Source organism: Salinispora oceanensis (assembly GCF_000383575.1).
Classification (GTDB): Bacteria; Actinomycetota; Actinomycetes; order Mycobacteriales; family Micromonosporaceae; genus Micromonospora; species Micromonospora oceanensis.
Window position 1 is genome coordinate 807,824 of sequence record NZ_KB911579.1, and the last position, 19,365, is coordinate 827,188.

Annotated in this window: 20 protein-coding genes, 1 tRNA gene and 1 pseudogene; 9 read left to right on the top strand and 13 right to left on the bottom strand. The window is 69.4% G+C overall.

All coding sequences use genetic code 11. The annotated features are described in order from the left end of the window. Window positions 1-33: 33 nt before the first annotated feature. Together SALPAC4_RS0103490 and SALPAC4_RS0103495 are read right to left on the bottom strand one after the other, a co-directional pair. Window positions 34-1,380 (bottom strand): dipeptidase, encoded by a 1,347-nt coding sequence (locus SALPAC4_RS0103490; protein ID WP_019869184.1) that lies wholly within the window; start codon window positions 1,378-1,380, stop codon window positions 34-36. Continuing rightward, window positions 1,367-2,047: a uridine kinase family protein gene (locus tag SALPAC4_RS0103495; protein WP_019869185.1), complete on the bottom strand. Its 681-nt coding sequence runs from the start codon at window positions 2,045-2,047 to the stop codon at window positions 1,367-1,369. The genes SALPAC4_RS0103490 and SALPAC4_RS0103495 overlap by 14 nt, the downstream gene beginning before the upstream one ends. A gap of 61 nt (window positions 2,048-2,108) precedes the next feature. Between SALPAC4_RS0103495 and SALPAC4_RS0103500 the strand changes: the two genes are divergently transcribed. After that, complete coding sequence (locus tag SALPAC4_RS0103500) at window positions 2,109-2,585, top strand: rhodanese-like domain-containing protein (RefSeq protein WP_018732765.1); 477 nt, start codon at window positions 2,109-2,111, stop codon at window positions 2,583-2,585. Between the two features lie 68 nt (window positions 2,586-2,653). On the opposite strand, the gene SALPAC4_RS0103505 is transcribed toward SALPAC4_RS0103500, so the two are convergent. From SALPAC4_RS0103505 to SALPAC4_RS0103515, 3 genes are all read right to left on the bottom strand, one after another. Beyond that, window positions 2,654-4,207, bottom strand: coding sequence for a cobyric acid synthase (locus SALPAC4_RS0103505; RefSeq protein WP_019869186.1), 1,554 nt, complete (start codon window positions 4,205-4,207; stop codon window positions 2,654-2,656). Next, a complete protein-coding gene (locus SALPAC4_RS0103510) occupies window positions 4,204-5,208 on the bottom strand; it encodes a cobalamin biosynthesis protein (protein WP_019869187.1) in 1,005 nt (334 codons plus the stop codon). The genes SALPAC4_RS0103505 and SALPAC4_RS0103510 overlap by 4 nt, the downstream gene beginning before the upstream one ends. A 292-nt stretch (window positions 5,209-5,500) precedes the next feature. Beyond that, window positions 5,501-6,262, bottom strand: coding sequence for a single-stranded DNA-binding protein (locus SALPAC4_RS0103515; protein WP_019869188.1), 762 nt, complete (start codon window positions 6,260-6,262; stop codon window positions 5,501-5,503). 299 nt (window positions 6,263-6,561) lie between these two features. On the opposite strand from SALPAC4_RS0103515, the gene SALPAC4_RS0103520 reads away from it, so the two are divergent. The 3 genes from SALPAC4_RS0103520 (at window position 6,562) to SALPAC4_RS0103530 (ending at window position 8,248) form a co-directional block, all read left to right on the top strand. Continuing rightward, complete coding sequence (locus tag SALPAC4_RS0103520) at window positions 6,562-6,951, top strand: HPF/RaiA family ribosome-associated protein (protein ID WP_019869189.1); 390 nt, start codon at window positions 6,562-6,564, stop codon at window positions 6,949-6,951. A 101-nt stretch (window positions 6,952-7,052) separates the two neighbouring features. Continuing rightward, a complete protein-coding gene (locus SALPAC4_RS0103525) occupies window positions 7,053-8,090 on the top strand; it encodes an alpha/beta hydrolase (protein WP_019869190.1) in 1,038 nt (345 codons plus the stop codon). Between the two features lie 85 nt (window positions 8,091-8,175). After that, a tRNA-Arg gene (locus SALPAC4_RS0103530) sits at window positions 8,176-8,248 on the top strand. A 124-nt stretch (window positions 8,249-8,372) separates the two neighbouring features. On the opposite strand, the gene SALPAC4_RS0103535 is transcribed toward SALPAC4_RS0103530, so the two are convergent. Further along, a complete protein-coding gene (locus SALPAC4_RS0103535; protein ID WP_019869191.1) occupies window positions 8,373-8,684 on the bottom strand; it encodes a hypothetical protein in 312 nt (103 codons plus the stop codon). A gap of 87 nt (window positions 8,685-8,771) precedes the next feature. Between SALPAC4_RS0103535 and SALPAC4_RS0103540 the strand changes: the two genes are divergently transcribed. Next, window positions 8,772-9,227, top strand: a complete 456-nt coding sequence (locus SALPAC4_RS0103540; protein WP_019869192.1) for a hypothetical protein — start codon at window positions 8,772-8,774, stop codon at window positions 9,225-9,227. 121 nt (window positions 9,228-9,348) lie between these two features. Here SALPAC4_RS0103540 and SALPAC4_RS28215 read toward each other — a convergent pair. Beyond that, window positions 9,349-9,544 (bottom strand): annotated as a pseudogene (locus SALPAC4_RS28215) (hypothetical protein). A gap of 463 nt (window positions 9,545-10,007) precedes the next feature. Here SALPAC4_RS28215 and SALPAC4_RS0103550 point away from each other — a divergent pair. Beyond that, a complete protein-coding gene (locus SALPAC4_RS0103550) occupies window positions 10,008-10,841 on the top strand; it encodes a helix-turn-helix domain-containing protein (RefSeq protein WP_019869193.1) in 834 nt (277 codons plus the stop codon). Continuing rightward, the gene (locus tag SALPAC4_RS26005) at window positions 10,801-10,992 is read left to right on the top strand and encodes a DUF397 domain-containing protein (protein WP_027644734.1); all 192 of its coding nucleotides are present in this window, start codon (window positions 10,801-10,803) and stop codon (window positions 10,990-10,992) included. The genes SALPAC4_RS0103550 and SALPAC4_RS26005 overlap by 41 nt, the downstream gene beginning before the upstream one ends. Window positions 10,993-11,077: 85 nt before the next feature. Here the strand turns inward: SALPAC4_RS26005 and SALPAC4_RS0103560 are convergent, their stop codons facing one another. Continuing rightward, a complete protein-coding gene (locus SALPAC4_RS0103560) occupies window positions 11,078-12,871 on the bottom strand; it encodes an FAD/NAD(P)-binding protein (protein WP_080640838.1) in 1,794 nt (597 codons plus the stop codon). Window positions 12,872-13,159: 288 nt separating this feature from the next. Between SALPAC4_RS0103560 and SALPAC4_RS0103565 the strand changes: the two genes are divergently transcribed. Together SALPAC4_RS0103565 and SALPAC4_RS0103570 are read left to right on the top strand one after the other, a co-directional pair. Next, window positions 13,160-14,131, top strand: coding sequence for a YHYH protein (locus tag SALPAC4_RS0103565; protein WP_020113447.1), 972 nt, complete (start codon window positions 13,160-13,162; stop codon window positions 14,129-14,131). Between the two features lie 124 nt (window positions 14,132-14,255). After that, a complete protein-coding gene (locus SALPAC4_RS0103570; protein WP_019869196.1) occupies window positions 14,256-14,804 on the top strand; it encodes a dihydrofolate reductase family protein in 549 nt (182 codons plus the stop codon). A 102-nt stretch (window positions 14,805-14,906) separates the two neighbouring features. On the opposite strand, the gene SALPAC4_RS0103575 is transcribed toward SALPAC4_RS0103570, so the two are convergent. From SALPAC4_RS0103575 to SALPAC4_RS0103595, 5 genes are all read right to left on the bottom strand, one after another. Further along, entirely contained in the window at window positions 14,907-15,635 is a 729-nt protein-coding gene (locus SALPAC4_RS0103575; RefSeq protein WP_019869197.1) for a lysophospholipid acyltransferase family protein, read from the bottom strand. 147 nt (window positions 15,636-15,782) lie between these two features. Next, the gene (locus tag SALPAC4_RS0103580; RefSeq protein ID WP_019869198.1) at window positions 15,783-17,840 is read right to left on the bottom strand and encodes an amylo-alpha-1,6-glucosidase; all 2,058 of its coding nucleotides are present in this window, start codon (window positions 17,838-17,840) and stop codon (window positions 15,783-15,785) included. Beyond that, on the bottom strand, window positions 17,840-18,211 hold the full coding sequence (locus SALPAC4_RS0103585) for an SCP2 sterol-binding domain-containing protein (RefSeq protein ID WP_018732752.1): 372 nt from the start codon (window positions 18,209-18,211) through the stop codon (window positions 17,840-17,842). Before SALPAC4_RS0103585 ends, SALPAC4_RS0103580 begins: the two co-directional genes overlap by 1 nt. Window positions 18,212-18,374: 163 nt before the next feature. Beyond that, window positions 18,375-18,791 carry a CBS domain-containing protein gene (locus SALPAC4_RS0103590; RefSeq protein WP_018222920.1) on the bottom strand — a complete coding sequence of 139 codons (417 nt, stop codon included), beginning with the start codon at window positions 18,789-18,791 and terminating at the stop codon, window positions 18,375-18,377. Window positions 18,792-18,874: 83 nt separating this feature from the next. Beyond that, window positions 18,875-19,312, bottom strand: coding sequence for a PPOX class F420-dependent oxidoreductase (locus SALPAC4_RS0103595; RefSeq protein ID WP_018734776.1), 438 nt, complete (start codon window positions 19,310-19,312; stop codon window positions 18,875-18,877). Window positions 19,313-19,365: the final 53 nt, after the last annotated feature.

The window sequence follows — 19,365 nt, forward strand, 5'->3', positions numbered from 1 at the left end:
CGGCTGGAGCTCAGTCCCGGCCAGCGCTGGAGCTCAGTCCTGACCAGCCGTGGCGACGTTACGCAACAACAGCGCCTCGGCCAGGCACACCCGGGCGAACTCCCCCAGGTGCAGGCTCTCGTTCGGGCCGTGTGCCTGGGCGTACGGATCTTCCACGCCGGTCACCAGGATCGCCGCCTGCGGGAACATCTCCTGGAACGTGGCGATGAACGGGATCGAACCGCCGACCCCGATGTCCACGGGGTCCGTGCCGTCCCAGGCGGTACGGAACGCGGAGCGGGCCGCGTCGAACATCGGGCCGGAGGCGTCGATGTGGCTCGGGTCGCCATCGTGCTCCAGGGTGACCGACACCTGCGCGCCCCACGGAGCGTGCTTGCTCAGGTGCGCTCGAAGCGCCGCGTACGCCCGCTTGGGGTCATCACCCGGTGCCAGCCGCAGGCTCAGCTTGGCCTTCGCGGCCGGGACCAGGGCGTTCGGCGCCTCCCCGGTGGCCGGCGCGTCGATACCGAGTACCGCCAGGGCCGGCTTGGTCCAGAGCCGGTCCGTGATCCGATCGGTGCCGATGAACTGCACGCCCTCCGCCAGCCCCGCCTCGGCGCGGAAGCGGTCCTCCGGATAGTCCACCGCCGCACCGCCGCGACTGACCAGCCCGTCCACGGCCACGTTCCCGGCGTCGTCGTGCAGGGTGGCGAGCAGCCGGGCCAGCGCGGTCAGCCCGTCCGGCACCGGGCCGCCGTACATGCCGCTGTGTACGGCGTGCTCCAGCGTGCGGACCTCGACGAAGCAGTTCACGATCCCACGCAGCGACGTGGTCAGTGCCGGCACGCCGATGTCCCAGTTGGTGGAGTCGGCGATCACGATGACGTCCGAGGCGATCTCGTCCCGGTACTCGGTGAGCAGCCCCGCCAGCGAGTCGGAGCCGTACTCCTCCTCGCCCTCGATGAACAGCACGACGCCCACCGGCAGCGAGTCACCGAATGCCCGCAGCGCCGCGATGTGCGCCATGATGCCCGCCTTGTCGTCGGCGGCGCCGCGGCCATAGAGGCGGCCGTCCCGCTCCACCGGCTCGAACGGGTCCGACTCCCACAGCGACCGGTCGCCGACCGGCTGCACGTCGTGGTGGGCGTAGAGCAGCACGGTCGGGGCACCGGGCGGCGCCGCCTTCGTCCCGATCACGGCCGGCTGCCCACCGGAGCGGGCCAGCCGCACCTCGAGGCCGCAGTCCCGCAGCAGCTCCGCGACCGCTGCCGCGGAACGCTCCACGTGGGTGTGGTCGAAGCCGTCGAACGCGATACTCGGGATCCGGACAAGACGCTCGAGGTCCGCCCGGACACCGGGCAGCTCCCGCTCGAGCGCGGCCCGCAGGTCAGACTCGGACATGATCGGTGTTGTCATGACCGGCATCGTATGCCGCCCTTACCGACCGGCCGCGCCGCAGGTAGTACCGGGCGCGGTCGTGGGGCAACACCGGCGCGCCGTCCACCACCAGATCCGCCCGGCTGCAGGTGCCGTCGGCGGCGAAGTGGACCCGCTCACCCGCGTGCCAGCGACGCAGCTCCGGCAGAATCCCCGGGCCGTCCCGGGTCACCGCCCGGGTGAGCCGCAGCTGCTCCGGGGCGGTCACGAACACGGCGAGGCTCAACTCCGGCGCCACCGCGGCCCGCGCCGCGCTCACCCCCTCCAGCAGCAGGACCGGTGACACCGGCACCGGCACCGGGCGGGGCAGGAATGACCGCCGGACCCAGCTGAACCGCCGGTACTCCCCCGCCCGCCCCGCCCGCACCGGCGCCAGCACCCACTCCTCCAGCCGGGACCAGAAGGTGAGCTGGTCAGCCCAGCCGTCGAGCAGGTCGTCGGTGTGGATCACCGCCGGGCGGGCCCGGCCGGGCCCGGCGGCGAGCGCATCGGCGAGCCGCGCCGTGAACCAGCTCTTGCCCGCACCGCTGGGTCCGTCCACAGCCACCAGCCGGGTCTTCCCCAACCGCGCCGGCGCCGCATACACCCGCTCTGCCAGCCGGGCGTACGACTCCATCACCGCTACCGCCACGGCCTGACCGTATCCGGCGGCGGAGCCGCGCCACCTCGGTCCGTCGCCCGTTCGGGCGGTCGTGCCGCTGGCCGACGCCGTTCGACCCCGCGTCGTCGGGCGCGGGCGGCATGATCGGCTGGTGTCCCACAGCGTGATGAGTCCAGGCGTTGATGCCCTGTTGGAGCAGGCCCGCGCCGGGGTGCGCCGGCTGACCCCGCACCAGGCCGTCGAGGCGATCCGCGCCGGGGCGTTGCTGATCGACACCCGCGCCGAACGGCAGCGGGCAGAACAGGGTGAGCTGCCCGGTGCGATCGTCATCGAGCGGGCGGTGCTGGAGTGGCGGCTGGACCCGGCCAGTACCTGGCGGATCCCGGAGGCCACCCGGTACGACCGGGAGGTCGTGGTGGTGTGCCGGGAGGGTTACAGCTCCAGTCTGGCCGTGGCGGGCCTACGCGCGCTGGGCCTACGTCACGCCACGGACATCATCGGAGGGGTGCAGGCCTGGCGGGAGGCGGGACTCCCGATCTCCGACCGCCCCGCCGACGTCCGCGAGTGACACTGGGACTAACTCCCCGCCAGACGGCCGGGCCATCGTCAGACGGGTCACCGTCGGGCGACTGCCGGTCAGGCGACTGGATCCCCGGCGGGTGCGCCCGGCGGAATGAACGGCAGGCCCGACGGCGGTCCGGTTTCGATCAGCCGCCACAGTGCGACCGTGTCCAGGTGCTCCTCGACCAGGTCCCCGAGCAGGTCCAGGGAGCGTTCGCGGGCGCCGGCGAAGGAGATGTCCGGGGCCGCTCGGAACCCATGGCGGCCCGCTTGCCGGGCCACCTCGGTCAGGAACCGGCGGCGGAACCCGTCCGACTCGAAGGCGCCATGCCAGTGGGTGCCGTACACCGCCCCGGCGATCGCGCCCTCACCGGTGCCGTCGGCGTACGCGAAGAGCGGGGAGAGGTCGGGGTCGGCGGCCGAGACGTACCCGTGGTGAATCTCGTAACCGCGGACCGGGACACCATCCCACCCGGTGCCGGCCGACTGCCGGACCGTCTTGCTCGGGTCGAAGGTGACCTCGACCGGCAGCAACCCCAGACCGGGTACGCTGCCCTCCCCGCTCTCCACTGGATCGTTGATGCGGCGGCCGAGCATCTGGAAGCCTCCGCAGATGCCGAGCAGGGGCCGTCCGGCGGCGGCGTGGGCGAGCACGGCATCCGCGAGGCCGGTCTGGCGCAGCCAGGCCAGATCCGCCACCGTCGCCTTGGAACCAGGTAGCACAACCAGGTCGGCGGCGGCGAGCTCGGCGGGCTCGACGGTGAGGCGCACCCGCACACCCGGCTCGGTGGCGAGCGCTTCGACGTCGGTGGCATTGCTGATCCGGGGCAGCCGGACCACGGCCACGTCCAGCCAGTCGCTGCCGCGGGGTGCGGCCGGACGGCCGAGTACCCGCCCGTACGCCAGCGAGTCCTCCGCGTCGAGCCAGAGGTCGAGCGACCAGGGCAGCACCCCGTAGGTGGGCCTTCCGGTGACCTGGTGCAGCATGTCCAGGCCCGGCGCCAGCAGGCCCAGATCGCCGCGAAACTTGTTGATGACGAATCCGGCGACCAACGCCTGATCGGCCGGTTCCAGCAGGGCCACCGTGCCGAACATGGAGGCGAACACCCCACCCCGGTCGATGTCCCCGACCACGATCGCGGGCAGCTCGGCGTGCCGGGCCAGCCCCATGTTGACGTAGTCCCCGGCCCGAAGGTTGATCTCCGCCGGGCTACCTGCTCCCTCGCAGATCACCACGTCGTAGGCCGCCCGCAGGTCAGCCAGGGCCGCGTACGCGGTTTCGGCGAGGCGGGGTCGAAGCTGCCGGAACGAGCCGGCGGTGAGGGTGTCGACCGCCTCGCCGAGCAGCACCACCTGGCTGCTCCGGTCGCTGCCCGGCTTGAGTAGCACCGGGTTGAACCGCAGCTCCGGGGCGAGACCACAGGCCGCGGCCTGCATCGCCTGCGCCCGTCCGATCTCACCGCCGCGCCCGTCCGTCCCGACCACGACTGCCGAGTTGTTGGACATGTTCTGCGCCTTGAACGGCGCCACCCGTACGCCCTGCCGGTGCAGCCAGCGGCAGATTCCGGCGGTGAGGACGCTCTTGCCGGCGTCCGAGGTGGTCCCGGTGACCACCAGTCCGCCGCTCACCGCCGCCGCCCGCGCAGGGCCCGTTGGCTGCCGCCGCTCATCGCCCGGCGACCCACGGCGGAGAGCAGACGCCCCGCGGTCAGCGGGTACGCCGCGGCGAGCCCGAGCGTGGCGAGCCCGACGGCGGCGGAGATCCGGGCCACCCGGGGCAGGTGTCCCGCGTCTGGGCGTGGGCCGTCGCCGAGGAACGGACGCACCTCGACCCGGCCGGCGTAGATGTTGCGCCCGCCGAGCCGGACACCGAGCGCCCCGGCGACCGCCGCTTCGCACTGCCCGGCGTTGGGGCTGGGGTGGTCGTTCCGGTCCCGGCGCCAGACCCGCCAGGCCCGACCCCGGTCCCCTTGGGCCAGCGGCGCCACGGCGACCGTCAGCAGCCCGGTCAACCGGGATGGAACAAAGTTGAGCAGGTCATCGAGGCGGGCCGCGGGGGTGCCGAAACGCGCGTACCGGGAGGAGCGGTGGCCAACCATCGCGTCGAGGGTGTTCGCCGCCCGGTAGCCCAGCAGCCCGGGTAGGCCAGCGACCGCGCCCCAGAGCAGCGGGGCGACGACGGCGTCGGAGGTGTTCTCGGCGACCGACTCGACGGCGGCGCGGGCCAGCTCCGGCTCGTCCAGCGTTGACGGGTCCCGCCCGCAGAGGTGTCCCAGGCGTTGCCGCGCGGACGGCAGGTCGCCATCGGCCAGCGACGCACCGAGCACCGCCGCCTCCCGGCGCAACGTGCGCCCGCCGAGCACGGCCCAGGTGCCGGCAGCCACGACCGCGCCCCGCGCCAAGGGGCGCCCTCGGGTGGCGACCATCGCCGCGGCGCCGAGCGCCACCGGCGCTCCCACCGACAGCGCGGTGTAGGCCGCGCCGGCCGCCCGGTCCGGCCGGTAGATCCGCCGCTCCAGGGCACTCGCCGCGCGGCCGAACCCGGCTACCGGATGCCACCGGCGAGGGTCACCGACCAGCGCGTCCACCGCGTACCCCGCGACGAGCCCCGCTACCGTCGCCTGCCGCAACGCCCATCACCTCCGGCCGGTCAGCGTAGCCGAGCCCCATGTCCGGCCCGCCCGACCGTCTCGCTAGCTCCTTCGGCGGTGGACGGAGCCGGGCGGCGACCCGGACGAAGGGTGCCGGGTGGGTTGCAGCCCGGTGGACGTGCGGGGTGACCGCCGGTGGCAGTTGTGGGGTGACCACCCGGTGGACGCACGGGGTGACGGCTACGCCAGCCGGCACCCCGCCCCCGTCACGCCCTTTCCCACCAGACCCTTTCGCCGGCCGACACGAACCACCGCCCGAGGCTGGTTGACGTCAGGCGGACACCCGCCCTCGGGCCCGCCGAACCCGGTTACCGCTGGGTGCCGACTCGGCACCCAGGCCGGCCGGATCGACTTGGCTGGCTCCGTCGGCCGCCTCCGCTGGCGGGTGCGGGATCCCGGCGGCGGACCCGTCGGTCTGACCAGAACCAGCGTCGCCGCGGCCCGGGTCAGCAGTCGGAGCGTCCGGGAGACCCAGGTCAGCACCGGCAACGGGCGGGGGGCCGGGCAGTGCAGGCAGCTCAATCCCCTCGGCGACTTGCTGGTCGGCTTGCTGGTCGGCGGGAGCAACCGATGCCGACTCGATCTGCGCATCGGGCACCTGTAGCTCTGCTGCGGGGTCCACCGTGGGATCGGCTGTGGGATCCGCCGTAGTGCCGGTCGTGGCCACTGGTCGGTTGCGTAGGAACCGACCCCGACCGCGGGACAGGTCGTGCCCGACCGCGACGGCCTCCAGTTCGTAGTGGGTCCGGTGGCTGCCGGCATCGTCGGTCCAGTCCCGGGTATGGATCCGCCCCGAGACGATCACCGGGTCGCCGACCATCACCGAGGTCACGACCCCCTCGGCGAGCCGACGCCAGCAGTTGACCCGAAGGCGGAGGCTGTTGCCGTCAACCCAGCGACCGCTCTCGCGGTCCAGTCGGCGCGCGGTGGAGGCCACCTTGAAGTTGGCCACCAGGGTCTGGCTCTGGTTGGTGCGCCGCCACTCGGGCGCGGTCACCGCAGTGCCGATCACCGTGACGTGGGTGTCGAACATCGTCCCTCCCGGGTCAGGTTGTTATCGCGATTGCTCGACCTGAGCCTGTCCGGCGCCGTCCGGCACTGCCATCGCACGGGGGCGAGCTGTGGACAACGGAGCAGGGTGTGGACAACAACCTGTTCAAAGGCCCGTGTGCTAGGGGCCTCTGGCCCTGGGACAGCAGCGGAGCAAGCAGCAGAATTGACCATGTTCCGGAACGCAAGAAGTTGGGTACACGTAGATCAGAAGGAACGTAACCGGACGAAGGGGTCAGTGATCATGATGACGATCACCACCGGCACCGGCCAGGCGCAGTCATGAGCGGGGTCACCAACCCGGCCACCGTCAACGAGTGCCTCCGGATGGGGGCCGGCTTCGCGCAGGGCGACCGGGCCTGGATCGCCGACCATTTCGGGATGCTCGATGCCCGGCTCGCCAGCTTCCACGCCGACGCCACCGAGCTGGAGGTGTCGGTCAAGAACCGGGAGACGAAGGGCCAGAAGGTCACCCTGGAGTGCTGGATCGCCGGCCGGCAGAAGATCGTCACCACCTCCGCGGAGGAGGACCTGCAGGCGGCACTCAACGACGTCCGGGACGACCTGCGCCGCCGCCTCAACGACGCGAAGACCCGACAGGAGCCCCGGCACAACAAGCACCTGCGCGAGACCGGCCCACCGCCCAAGGCAGCACAGGACCCCGACGACTGACGGTCCGCACCACCACCAGCTCGGACGTACCCGGCCCTCCTCCCGCACAAGGCCGGGAGGAGGGCTACCGTCCGGTAGCTGGCCGGCGTACCGTCGCAGTCGTGGAACCGGACGTGCTGGGGCCGCCCTACGAGCGGCACACGATCGACCTGGGCACCGACGACGAGGGGCCGGTGGTGGCGACCCTGGTGCGCCGCCGCGCCGAGCGGCCCACCAACCGTGCGGTGCTCTACGTGCACGGATATGTCGACTACTTCTTCCAGACCCACGTCGCCGATCACTTCGCCGCCCAGGGCTGGGACTTCTACGCCCTGGACCTGCGCAAGTACGGTCGCAGCCTGCTCCCGCACCAGACGGCGAACTTCTGCCTGGACCTCGGTGACTACTTCGCGGAGCTGGACGCCGCCGTAAAGATCATCAGATCGGACGACGGGCATGACACCCTACTCGGTATGGGCCACTCCACCGGTGGCCTGATCATCTCGCTCTGGGCGAACGCCCGGCGGGAGGCCGGTGTGGTTGACGGACTCTTCCTCAACAGCCCCTTCTTCGACCTGAACCTCCCCTGGGTGCTGCGGCGCCCCGGAGCGGCGGCCGTCGCCCGCCTGGCCCACCGGTCACCCAAGCGCACCCTCGCCAACGGCCTCAGCACCGTCTACGGCGAGAGCCTGCACGCCACCCACCGCGGCGAGTGGAACTACGACCTCGCCTGGAAGCCACTCGGCGGCTTCCCGATCCGGGCGGGCTGGCTGGCCGCGGTCCGGCGGGGCCAGCAACAGCTCCGCGCCGGGCTGAACATCCCGGCACCGATGCTCGTCGCCGCCTCAACGCGCAGTTTCAAGGGACTGAAGTGGCGGGAGGCGGCCGCCAGCGCCGACTCGGTGCTGGATGTGGAGCACATGGCGCGCTGGGCGCCCCGGCTCGGCCGGCACGTCACCCTGCTCCGGGTTGACGGTGGGCTGCACGACCTCACGCTCTCCGCGCCCACCGTCCGCGACAGAGTCCTGACGGAGGTCGGACGATGGACCGACGGATTCCTCGGCGCCGGAAGAATCGACCCCAGCCGCCTAACAGCGCAGGCGGCACCACCGACGCCCGACCAGACCGCCGAGGCAAAGTCGACGGCGCCGCAGGCCTGATTGCCGCCGGGAGCGGTCACCGCCACCCGCTCCCCCGCCGATCGGGCCCGCGGCGGTACCCTTCTCGGGCGACATTCCATGGCACGCGCCCGTAGCTCAGCGGATAGAGCAGGGGACTTCTAATCCCAAGGCCGCAGGTTCGAATCCTGCCGGGCGCACAGGCACCTCTTCGATCGGAGTGGCGTTGTCAGGCTGTTCGTGGCGTGCCGCAGGTCGTGCCGCCGCAGCCTGTCGAGGCCGGCCGGCAATCGGCGAAGCCAGGTAGCACGGTCGGGCGAAGCGTCACCTTCGCCGGAAGAGGAAGTCTGCCCTCAGGGCCTCATTGAACTTGGAGTCTGCGGCCGTTCCCACCGACAAACCCTGTCGTTCGAAGGGAACTCCGGCACGCCAGAGAAGTAGGAACGCGCCGGCCAGCATGACCAACGAAAGCCAAGCGTAGGAGAAGACCGCATCTGCCAAGCTGATGTCATCAGCAAGCGCAACGACGGCGAACGGCACCAACTGTGGCACGGGGGCCAGCCGCCCCAGCCACAAGGCCGATTGGTACGCCGGTCGCCGGCGGATGACGGCCAAGTCCTCGTCGCTCATCGTCACAGGTCGACGGTAGGCGACTGCCGCAACAAGCGACCGGGCCGGGGCAGGTACCTGACCAGCCCATCCGCGACCTGCTTAAATTCTCCGATGGCGGACATCGACAGGCTACTGCCATGCCCACGCACACCGCGGGACTACCTGGACCTCGTAACGGACTCCCGCGTCGATCAGGACGGGCTGCACGCTCTCGCCCATTGTCCCTACTCCTTCGTGCGGTTGGCTGTCGCAAAGGACATCCGCACCAGTACGACGACCCTGGCCGAGATGCTGGCCGGCGAGTTCGACCAGTGGGAACGCAACAACTTCCTCCGGCTCGTCGCGCAACACGCACATGCGGACCGAGGGGTTCTACTCAGGGTCCTACGGGAGACCGAGGCCCTGCTCCGTCAGCCCGACGTGCGACCGTACGCCGCAGCGATCGCCCTGGCCGGTCGACAAGAGTTGGAAATTCATGAGGTCCGTCGCCTATCTGGCCTACCGGGCGCGTCGAAACGGATGCGCCGAGGCGTAGCGCGGGCACTCCTTCGACGGGGCACCCGATGAGGTACTCAGCCTGGGCATCTGACGTTTCGCGGCCGGATGGCCAAATGCGGCCGACAGCGCGGCAGAGGGGCGCTAAGTCGACCCCTCCTCTGGAGATAGCCCGAATCTTCTTTCCACCTCGTCACCGGAGCACGCCGATTACCACAGCGACAACAACGATCACCACCACCAGTACTGCTGTCAGTTTCCGTCGGGTTGTGAGCCGGTTCGGGTCCGGAGGGCGACTCGCGCGCACCCAGCGGCCATCGGGCAGTGGGGGCGTCCCGGACGGATCGCGGGTTGGGGTGCAGCTCGGACGGTCTCCGGTCGTCGGTCATCACAGCCTCCGCAGCCCAGCAAGCACAGCTTGAAGCATCTCCCCGCGAGTATGAAAGACACGCACTCTCCCCATCGCCCGGCCACCAGCCCTCACGCTCGGCAAGCGCGCGGACTCGACTTCAGACACGGCAGGTTTGGTTTGATTCAAGCTGATCGAACCTGCGGACGCAGCCCGACTCTTTCGCTGCGGCAAATCTGGGCCAACTACTGTCGTCACGACGACACTCCCACATCTGAATGAACATTGGTAACGTCGCCCTCGCCTGAACTCCTTAAGCGAAGGGCGACCCCACGGCGCCGTCGGTGGCCCCGGATGCCCCCACCGACTATTTCCCTAACTCCAGGTTGCACACCACAGCCCTGGGACTACCAGATGAGTGGGTCCGCTGGGCCGCCGTGGGCTAACGCCAGTCCGCCAGGTAGCGAGATGGGTAGTCGATCACCGAATTTGAGGAGTGCTGAATGACCGATGTGCCAGGGCCAATCGCCGACTTCATCGTGAGTGAGATTCGCCGGGCCAGGGGCGCGGCGGGCTTGACGCAGGAGGCCTTCGGGCGGGCTGCCGGATACACCGCCTCCCACGTCAGCGCCGTGGAGAACGGCAGCCGCGCGCTCACCATCGACTTCATCCGGGGGACCGACCGCGCGCTCAGGACCGGCGGGCTGTTCGAGCGGCTGGCCTCCAAGCTGGGTACCCCGTCCTGGTTCCTGCCGTGGCTGGACGCGGAGCGCACCGCGACCCAACTTCGCTACTTCGAGCCGATCCTGATTCCCGGCCTGCTCCAGACGGAGCACTATGCCCGGACGGTTCTGCGCACCGACGACAGCCTCAGCGACGGTGAGGTTGACCAGTTGACCGCCGCGCGGATGGAGCGACAAAAGATCCTGAGAAACGATCACCCGCCGCAACTCGTTGCTGTGCTGGACGAGGGGGCCCTTCGGCGCACCGGCGACAGCTTCAGCGGGATCATGGCACAGCAGATCGCCCATTTGATCTCCATGACCGAGTTGCCGCACGTACACGTACTGATCGTCCCCGTCGCGAGCGGCATCCACATCGGGCTGTCGGGTCCGTTCGCGCTGGCCCGATCGACTGAGGGGCGGTGGATCGGCCACCTGGAAAATCAGCTTGGTGGAGAGGTGGTCGACAAGGACCAGGGAGTGGCTAAGCTGCACATGATGTGGGAGAGCGTTCGCAATGAGGCTCTGCCGCGCAACCCGTCCGTCGACCTGTTAAAGGAAGTAGAGACCTACCATGGACCTCAATTACGCCCGGTGGAAGAAGTCCACCCGTAGCGGGGCGAGCGGCGGCAACTGCGTCGAGGTCGCCGACAACCTGCCGGGAGTCGTCGGCGTCCGGGATTCCAAGGACCCGAGCGGTCCGGCGCTGGCATTCGGGCCCACGGCGTGGCGTGCGTTTGTCGCGCAGCTCCCCGAGCAGCCCTGACCCCTCACCCAGGGCAGACCCCGACGCGACGAGAATCCCCAGTCCACGTCCGGCCGGGCTGGGCTTTCTCGGCGGCGACGGGAGGCTAGCAAGAAAGCGCGGCCCGGGCAATTGCGTCCGCATTCTCGAGAATCGCGGAACCGACGCCAGGCCGGATTGTTTCGTTCAGCGACCAGGAAACCGACTCGATCGGCGGCCCGTAGGCGAAACGGTTCGGATGGGGGACACCGGCGGTGTCAATCAGCCGAAATGGTCGTGGAGTAACGTCGAGCCCACCACTCTCGTAGGCACCGCTGGCGTCTGGAATACGGTATGGCCGACACTTGCCGGCATCGAGCAGGGAACGTAGCAGCGGGTTGGCGCTGTGCGGTAGGTCTGGCTTGGGAATGCGCGCCTCTATCAGTGCCGTGGTCCGGGTTGGCCGCCCCGGGATCATGGTGGACCGCACGGTGAAACAGCCACCTTGCGGATCTGTTCGTATCTCCGGCTCGGGGCCCACCACCTGCAGCAAGCCGCACTCGATGAGCGCCACCATCTGCTCGACCCGCAACGGCGGCGGACCGGCGGAAAAAAGGGTGCTCAGCGGCGTGAACCAGTGGACCACCTCGTCGCGATACGAGGACCCGGTGACTCCGGACAGGTCGATGGCCAGTCGGATCTCCCCGTGTAGGTCGCGTATCACATCCAGTGCGGTTTTTATGGGGTCGTCAATATTGCCGACCTTGGCCCGGTCGATATCCTTGCGGAGGTGATCAAGCAGCCAATGATTAAAGTCAGCCCGTTCGGGGAAATCGCGCGAACGCCACGGCCGGCCGACGTTCTCCCAACTCCACTCGTCCGACTCGGTCACGCCGTACCGCCGAAGAATTCCGGAGTCATCCGGCGCCGAAAAGTACTCTTCCTGAAATTCGCTGGCGGCTGCTGGTCCATGGCGTTGCGTAACGAGAGCCACGTAGTAAACCATGCGAACCTCCGCATCCAGCAGGGGCCACACGTCTTGCCGGAAGGTGGATTCTGGAGCTTCACGAATACGATGGGCCGCGCTGGCGGTCAGGAACCGGGGGTTGTGCTTGCCCGCAGCACCCTTCTGGTTCCGCCCCCGGGTATAGTCCGGAATACCGTGATGCGCCCCGGCATAAAGAACCGGTTCCCGACCGGAGGGTTCATACCGTAACCCCTCGTCCAGCGGTGTGAACCGGCCACCACGCCCCTCCGTGACCAGGGCAAGAACGTCGAAGAAGGCAAGCCCGAGCCCCCGGACGGCGACCGCCTCCCCGGCATCGATTCCATCCAGGTCGAAATCCGCCGGATTTCCGGGCGGGAAGTAACGCAGACCGTGACTCTCGGCGAAATCCGCCAGCTCACGCTCATCACCCGTGAGTTCGGTGTCGAGATGACCGAGCGACAGCACCACGGCGTCCATGTCCGGCAGGCGATCCCCGTTATCCAGCGTGACGCACTGACCGTCACTCCCGTCCTCCAACGCCACTGCGGTGGCGCGGTGAACATTAACGCGGACGGTGTCGGGAGCGCCAGACACCACGCGTTCAAAAGCCCATCTCAGATAGCGGCCGTACAATCTCCGCGAGGAGTATTCGTCCGGTCCCCGGTGCCCCTGGTCCGCCCCGGCGGCACGGCTGTCCATCCAACCGTGCAGACTCGGACCCGGCCTGATCGGACCCGCGCAGTTGACACTCTCATCGGTAAACTGACTCACCTGGGCGGTAACCGTGTTCATCAACAGATGGGGTGACTGCTGCTCTCGCCATATTCTTCCCGACCCCGGCGGAAAGGGATCCACCAGGTGGAGCACCAACTCGTTCTCACCATCGTGGTTGGCACACAGTCGCTCCAGGACCGCGAGCCCCCGCGGGCCCATCCCCACCAGGCAGATCTTTCTGGTACGCACCGCGTGAACCTTTCATGTTTTCTGACCTACCCAGAGGGCAGGAGGGAGCTCACAGCGCCTCTCAACTTACCGCTCCTGCCCCGTGTCGCAGCCCAAACCCATGAACCGGAGATATTCGCGTCTCTTCGCCAGGATCGTGATTGACAGTTGGTCTGTAGGGCCTGGTTGACGACCTCGGACCGGTGTCATTTCCCGATTTCCAGCTGGTCCACAGGCCGCGCACAGTCACCACCTGAAATCAGCGGCCACAGTAGTGGCATGACTTCTCCTCAACACGGTTCTGGTCGACCCCCCCGCCGCGTCTTCCTGCTCGGTGGGCTCGGCGCCGCCCTCGGGGTCTCGGCGTGTGGCCGGACGACGGTCACCGGGGTCAACGACCCCTCGACGTCCGCCACCCCCGTCGACGCGCCGTCCACCCCGGTGTCAACCGAGCTGACGGGCAACTACTCGATCGCCGACAGCGCCACCGGGACCCAGATCGACGTGACGGTAACCGGGGACAGCCGAATCATCCGCGCCAACGGACTGCCGAACCACCCGAGGGGCAGGTTCCCGAACGCCCACAACCCCCACACCGTCTCGGCCCAGGCGTACGAGTTCCAGCTCCCGCTGAACGGCACCCAGGCCAGCCGCGCCACCCCACTCGTCCTGCCGCAACCCTTCGGCATCGCGATCAACGGGGTCCCCTTCGACCCGCTCGCCGCCGAGTGGTATCAACGGGACCCGGCCTCCGGCTGGACAGTCGAGGCGATCAGCCCCAAGACGAATCTCGGTTTGGATGACAACAACGCGCATGTCCAGCCGACCGGGGCTTACCACTACCACGGCCTACCGACGGCAGTGGCCGGCCAGCGGGACGCGAGCCGCCACTCCCCGCTGCTCGGCTGGGCCGGCGACGGCTTCCCCGTCTACGCGGGACTCGGTTACGCCGACGCGACGGACCCGGCCTCCGGCATCACCGAGTTGACCTCCTCGTACCGACTCCGCTCCGGTGTCCGACCGGACGGCCCGGGCGGGGCATACGACGGCACCTACACCGAGGACTTCGAGTTCGTGGCGGGCCACGGCGTGCTGGACGCGGCCAACGGCCGACACGGAGTCACGCCCGAGTATCCCGACGGCACCTACTACTACGTCCTCACCGACACGTTCCCGTTCATCCCGCGACAACTCGTCGGCACCCTCGCGGAGAGCTTCCGCCACTCCGGACCCGGCGGTAGGCCCCGGTAGCCGCCGGCCGCGTACGTCGGCTCCCGGTGACGGCCCGGGCCTCCGCTACCCGCGTGGCCTGGAGCCGTTTGTCATACCAGGGCTCGACAATCAGCCATCCGGTACGACGGCCGAGGAGATCTGCATGCGTAAGCTCGTGCTCTACACACTGATGTCAATGGATGGGGTGGTGGAGGCACCCGACCGCTACATTTTCGACTTCGACGAGGTGATGTACGCCAATCTCGCCCGCACGATCAAGGCCCAGGACACGGTGCTGCTCGGCCGACGGACCTACGACGAGTGGGCGCCGTACTGGCCGACGGCGGAGGAGCAGCCCTTTGCCGACTTCATCAACGAGGTGCCAAAGTTTCTGATCAGCTCGGCGACTCCGACCGTGCCGTGGGCCAACACCACGGTCGTCTCGAGTCCGGTCGCCGAGCTCGTTCGCCGGCTCAAGGAGCGTCCCGGCGGCGACATCGGCGTCCACGGCAGCATTCGCCTCGCCCAGTCCCTCCTGGCGGACAATCTGGTTGACGAGCTCCGACTCGTCATTGCCCCGGCGGTGCTGGGCTCCGGGCGACGACTACTCGGCGAGGGTGACGAGCAGCTACGGCAGTGGAATCTGCTGCGGCTGGAGGGAACCCCCTCCGGCGCCGTGCTCGCCGACTACGAGCTCAACCGAACCCGCTGACGACCCACCTCCGCCGCCCGACCGAGGGGTTACCTGCTCGCCACCGCCACGAAGGCGGGTGGGGGCCGCGTCCACTCCGAAGCAATTTCGCCCGTGGGCGGCTCAGGAGCGATCCAGGGTGCCCGCCTCGGCGGGGGTGGGTGCGCTGCCGCCCAGGTGCGCCGGGAGCCACCAGGTGTCGTCGGGGCCGGCGGGGCGCTCCGGGTACTCCCGTTGGTTCCGGTCGACCAGTGCGCTCAGCCGCTCGGCCAGGTCGGAGGTCATCGCGTTCGCGTCCGGGTAGGCGGCCGGTTTCATCGGCTCCCCGATCAGGATGGTGATCGGGGTGTGCCGCCGACCGAGGGTGCGCGGCCGTCCCTTGGTCCACAGCCGCTGGGTTCCCCAGACCGCCACCGGCAGCACCGGCACGTCGGCTTCCCGGGCCATCCGGGTCGCACCGCTCTTGAGCTGCTTGACGGTGAACGACCGGCTGATCGTCGCCTCGGGGAAGACCCCGACCACCTCGCCCCGCCGCAGCGCGGCGACCGCCTCGACAAAGGAACCGGTTCCGGCCCGGCGGTCGACCGGGATGTGCCGCATGCCCCGCATCAACGGCCCGGAGATCCGGTGCGTGAACACGGACTTCTTGGCCATGAACCGGACCAGCCGCTTCGACTCGCGCGCGCCCAGGCCACAGAAGATGAAGTCGAGGTAGCTGACGTGGTTGCTGGCGAGGACCGCGCCGCCGGTCCGCGGTACGTGGTGGGCACCCTCAATGGTGATCTTCAGGTCGAGTACCCGGAACATTGTCTTGGCGGCGGCGATCACGGGCGGATACACGAGTTCCGGCATCCGCCGACCTTACCCCGGTTTCGGTGGCCGCTCGGCGGGTGGAAGCCCCCATTGTTGCTACCGTCCGCCTTCCCCCGGCCCGGGGTCGGGCTGGGCCGGCTCACCTGACTCGCCGCGCCGCCGCAGGTCGGGCTGGGCCGGCTCACCTCACTCGCCGCGCCGCCGCAGGTCGAGCCGGCCGCGGGCGAACGCGTCCACCCGACCCCACCGGCCCGGAATATCCAGCACCTCGATCCGCCCCATCCCCGCTGGCAGGCGCGGCTCGACAACCAGGTGGCCCTGGTGTGGCTCCAGCCCGAGCATCGTCCGCAGCAGCAACAGTGGGGCGCCGGTGGACCAGGCCTGGGGCGTACACGCGGTCGGGTATTCGACCGGGAACTTGGTCAGCTCCCGTGGGTAGCCGCCGAACGCCTCCGGCAGCCGACCGTCGAAGTAGCGGGCGGCGTCGAGGATGCCGTTGGCGACCGTCGCCGCCTCCTCCGCGAAGCCATACTTGCGCAGGCCCCAGGCGACGAACGAGTTGTCGAACGGCCAGATGGTGCCGTTGTGATAGCCGATCGGGTTGTATCGGGCCTCTCCCCTGGCCAGCGTCCGCACCCCCCAGCCGGAGAAGAGCCGTGGCCCCACCAGGTGTTCGGCGATTCTCGGGGCTCGCTCGTCGTCGACGATTCCGCTCCAGAGCAGATGCCCGAGGTTGGAACTGAGCACGTCGCACTGCCGGCCGTCCGGGTCCAGGGCGAGCGCATAGTACTCACCGTCCTCCACCCACCACTCCCGGTTGAACCGTTCCTTGAGGTCGGCCGCCTCCCGCTCCAGTTGCTCGGCGTAGGCCGGGTCGTCCCAGAACTCGCGGGCCAGCCGCGCGGCCCGCATCTTCGCGTCGTACGCGTATCCCTGCACCTCGCAGGTGGCGCGGGGGAACGGTGGCAGGGTGCCGTCGCGGTAGGAGATGGAGTCCCAGGAGTCCTTCCAGCACTGGTTCTCCAGCCCGGTGTCGGTGTTGCGTCGTTCGTACCAGATGTAACCGTTGCCCACCAGGTCGGCGCAGCTATCGATCCATTTCAACGCAGCCCGACACTCGACCTGCAGCGCCCGTACCAGATCGGCGTCTCCGCTCCACCGCTCGTACTCGTCGAGGAGCACGATGAACAGCGGGGTCGCGTCCACCGAGCCGTAGTACGGCGAGTGGGGCTGCTCCTCGAAGGCGGCCGTCTCGCCGTACCGCATCTCGTGCAGAATCCGGCCCGGGTCCTCCTCCCGGAAGTCGTCGAACCGGGTGCCCTGAAGGGCGGCGAGGATCTGTAGCGTCGTCTTGGCGAGTTCCGGGGTGAACGGCAGTACCTGCAGGCAGGTCAGGATGCTGTCCCGGCCGAACATGGTCATGAACCACGGCAGGCCGGCGGCCGGTAGCGCCGCCCCACCCAGCGAGAACGGAACGAAGCGCAGCGCCGCCAGGTCGACCAGGCAGCGGTGGTATGTCGCGGTCAGATCCTCGCGTTCACTGTTGACCTTGGGAGCGTTCGCGATCCACTCCTTGAGGTCCTGTTCCAGGGCGAGCCGCTCGTCGCCGTGCGCACGCAACCCCCTGCGCAGGTCCCGGCCGCTGGGGCCGAGGGTCAGGGTCCGGACGTCGATCTCCGCCACCCACTGCTCATTCGCCGCCAGATCGATGGTGTACGCGAAGCCGCCCTGGTCGAACCGGGCGGGCACCGACGAGGTGATCATGGTTTCGCGCCGGAAGTTGCCGCGCCGGTAGCCCAACCGCAGCCGGTCCGACTCGGCCTCGGTGTAGAGCTCGCCCTTCTTGTTCAGCTGGTCGTCCTTGATCTCGAACAGGTCGGCGAAGTCGGCTGCCGCCGCCATCCGAACCTCCAGCTCGACCGGATTCTCGTCGTGATTGAGAATGGTGAGCGTCTCCCGAAAACTTCCCCCCACCGCCCGTTCCCGGATCACCGAGAGCTTGGCGTCCACGTAGTGCGTCGCCGCCCCCGGCACCAGGAAGAACCGCGCCTCGTAGTACTGCAGGTCGTCATAGGAGAGCGGGTTGAGCCGTTCGCCGTTGACCGTCAGCACCCAGGTGGACAGGAAGCGGGTGTCGAGGGAGAAGAGACCGGTCGGCTCGTTCGGCGTCGCCTCGATGTCCCCACTCTCCGCAGAGACCACGAAGGTATTGCCGTCGAGGATGCGTACCGTGTTACCCGGCATCAACGAACCTCCCGCTCGAAGGCTCGACGCGGTCCACGCGCGCGTGGGTCGCCCGGGAAGAGCCGCTCCACCTGGACGAAGAGCCGTGGATCACCGCTGACCCTCAGGTCTCCCCGCAGGCTGGCCGCGATGGCGTGTTCTCGACCGGCGGCCAACTCCTCAAAGAGCGCCGGGCTGAGCCCGATGACCGCGTCGGCCTCCAGGTCCTCCCGGCTCACCCGCAACCGCCCCCGGTCGATCCGGAGGAACCAGTGCGTCGTGTGCGCCCCCTCGTGCAGGTCGAACCGGACCGTCGCGGTGGCCCGCATCAGCAGCGGCTCGTAGCCCCGCCGGTCGAGATCCTTGAAGAAGGCCGTGGTCGCTTCCGACATGGGTCCCACCTCCCGCCGGCCCGTCCGTACGCGCGACTGGGCTGCCCATGGCACCACCCCAACGTCGTGCCATCGCCTCCGGGCACGGGTCCCCCGATCCGGAGCGGTCAACCTCGCCCGGATCGGGTGAGACCTAGCCAGGCCGAGACCTGGCCGGGCCGCGCTAGTTGTTCGGGTCGTCCGCGCTGATGTCCGCGAGCACCGACTGTGGTTCGCGCTCCACCGCCAGGTCCCCCATCGACACCAGGCCGATCAGCTGCCCGTCCTCGACCACCGGCAGCCGACGCACCGCGTACGTCCGCATCAGGTCGGCGGCGGCCACGGCGTCGTCGTGCTGACTGACCGTGATCACATCCCGGGTGGTGATCTCGTTCAACCGGGTCGAGGCCGGATTCATGTTCTCCGCCACCGCCCGAACGGTAATGTCACGATCTGTTACGATGCCAACGACATCGTCACCATCGGTGACCACAACGTCCCCGATGGCGCAGTCCCGCATCTCCTGGGCGGCCGCGATGAGCGTGTCGTTGCCGTCCATCGTCACCAACCGGGTCGTCATGAATTCTTCGACCGTTGTCATGGTGCTCCCCTCTCGCTGTCGGCACCGCGGACTACCCCCACCGGGGCGGCAGGTAACGAGCCCGGACGCGATGGGGTGGCCGTTCAGCCGCGCGGGGGCAGGCCGTAGACACGCTCGACGTGCAGTCGCAACACCAGCCGGCGCTGCGCCACCATCTCCCGGCGGAAGTCGTCCCAGTCCGGGTGTTCACCCTGCATCGCCCGGTAGAGGGCGACCAGCTCCTCGACCGTGGGATCGTCCGGGCGCTCGGCGACCGGAGTCAGCTCGGCCCGCCCCTCGGCGACCGCGTACGACCAGCCGGCCCCGCTGCTGACGTGGAAGCTGGCCCGCGGGTCCCGGCGCAGGTTGGCGACCTTGGCCCGGTTGTCGGTGACCGAGCTCCGGATCAGCCCGGCCGCCGGGTCGTACTGGTAGAGCACGGTGGAGAGCTGCGCCGGCCCGTCCCGCCGCAGCGTCGCCAACACACCCATCCGGTGCTCCGCGAGGAGCTCGAGCAGCGGCGCCTGGCTCTGGTCGGTCACGGTTGCCTCCCTCGTCGGGTCACCCACAATCCAAACACGTTCGGCGCCGCCCC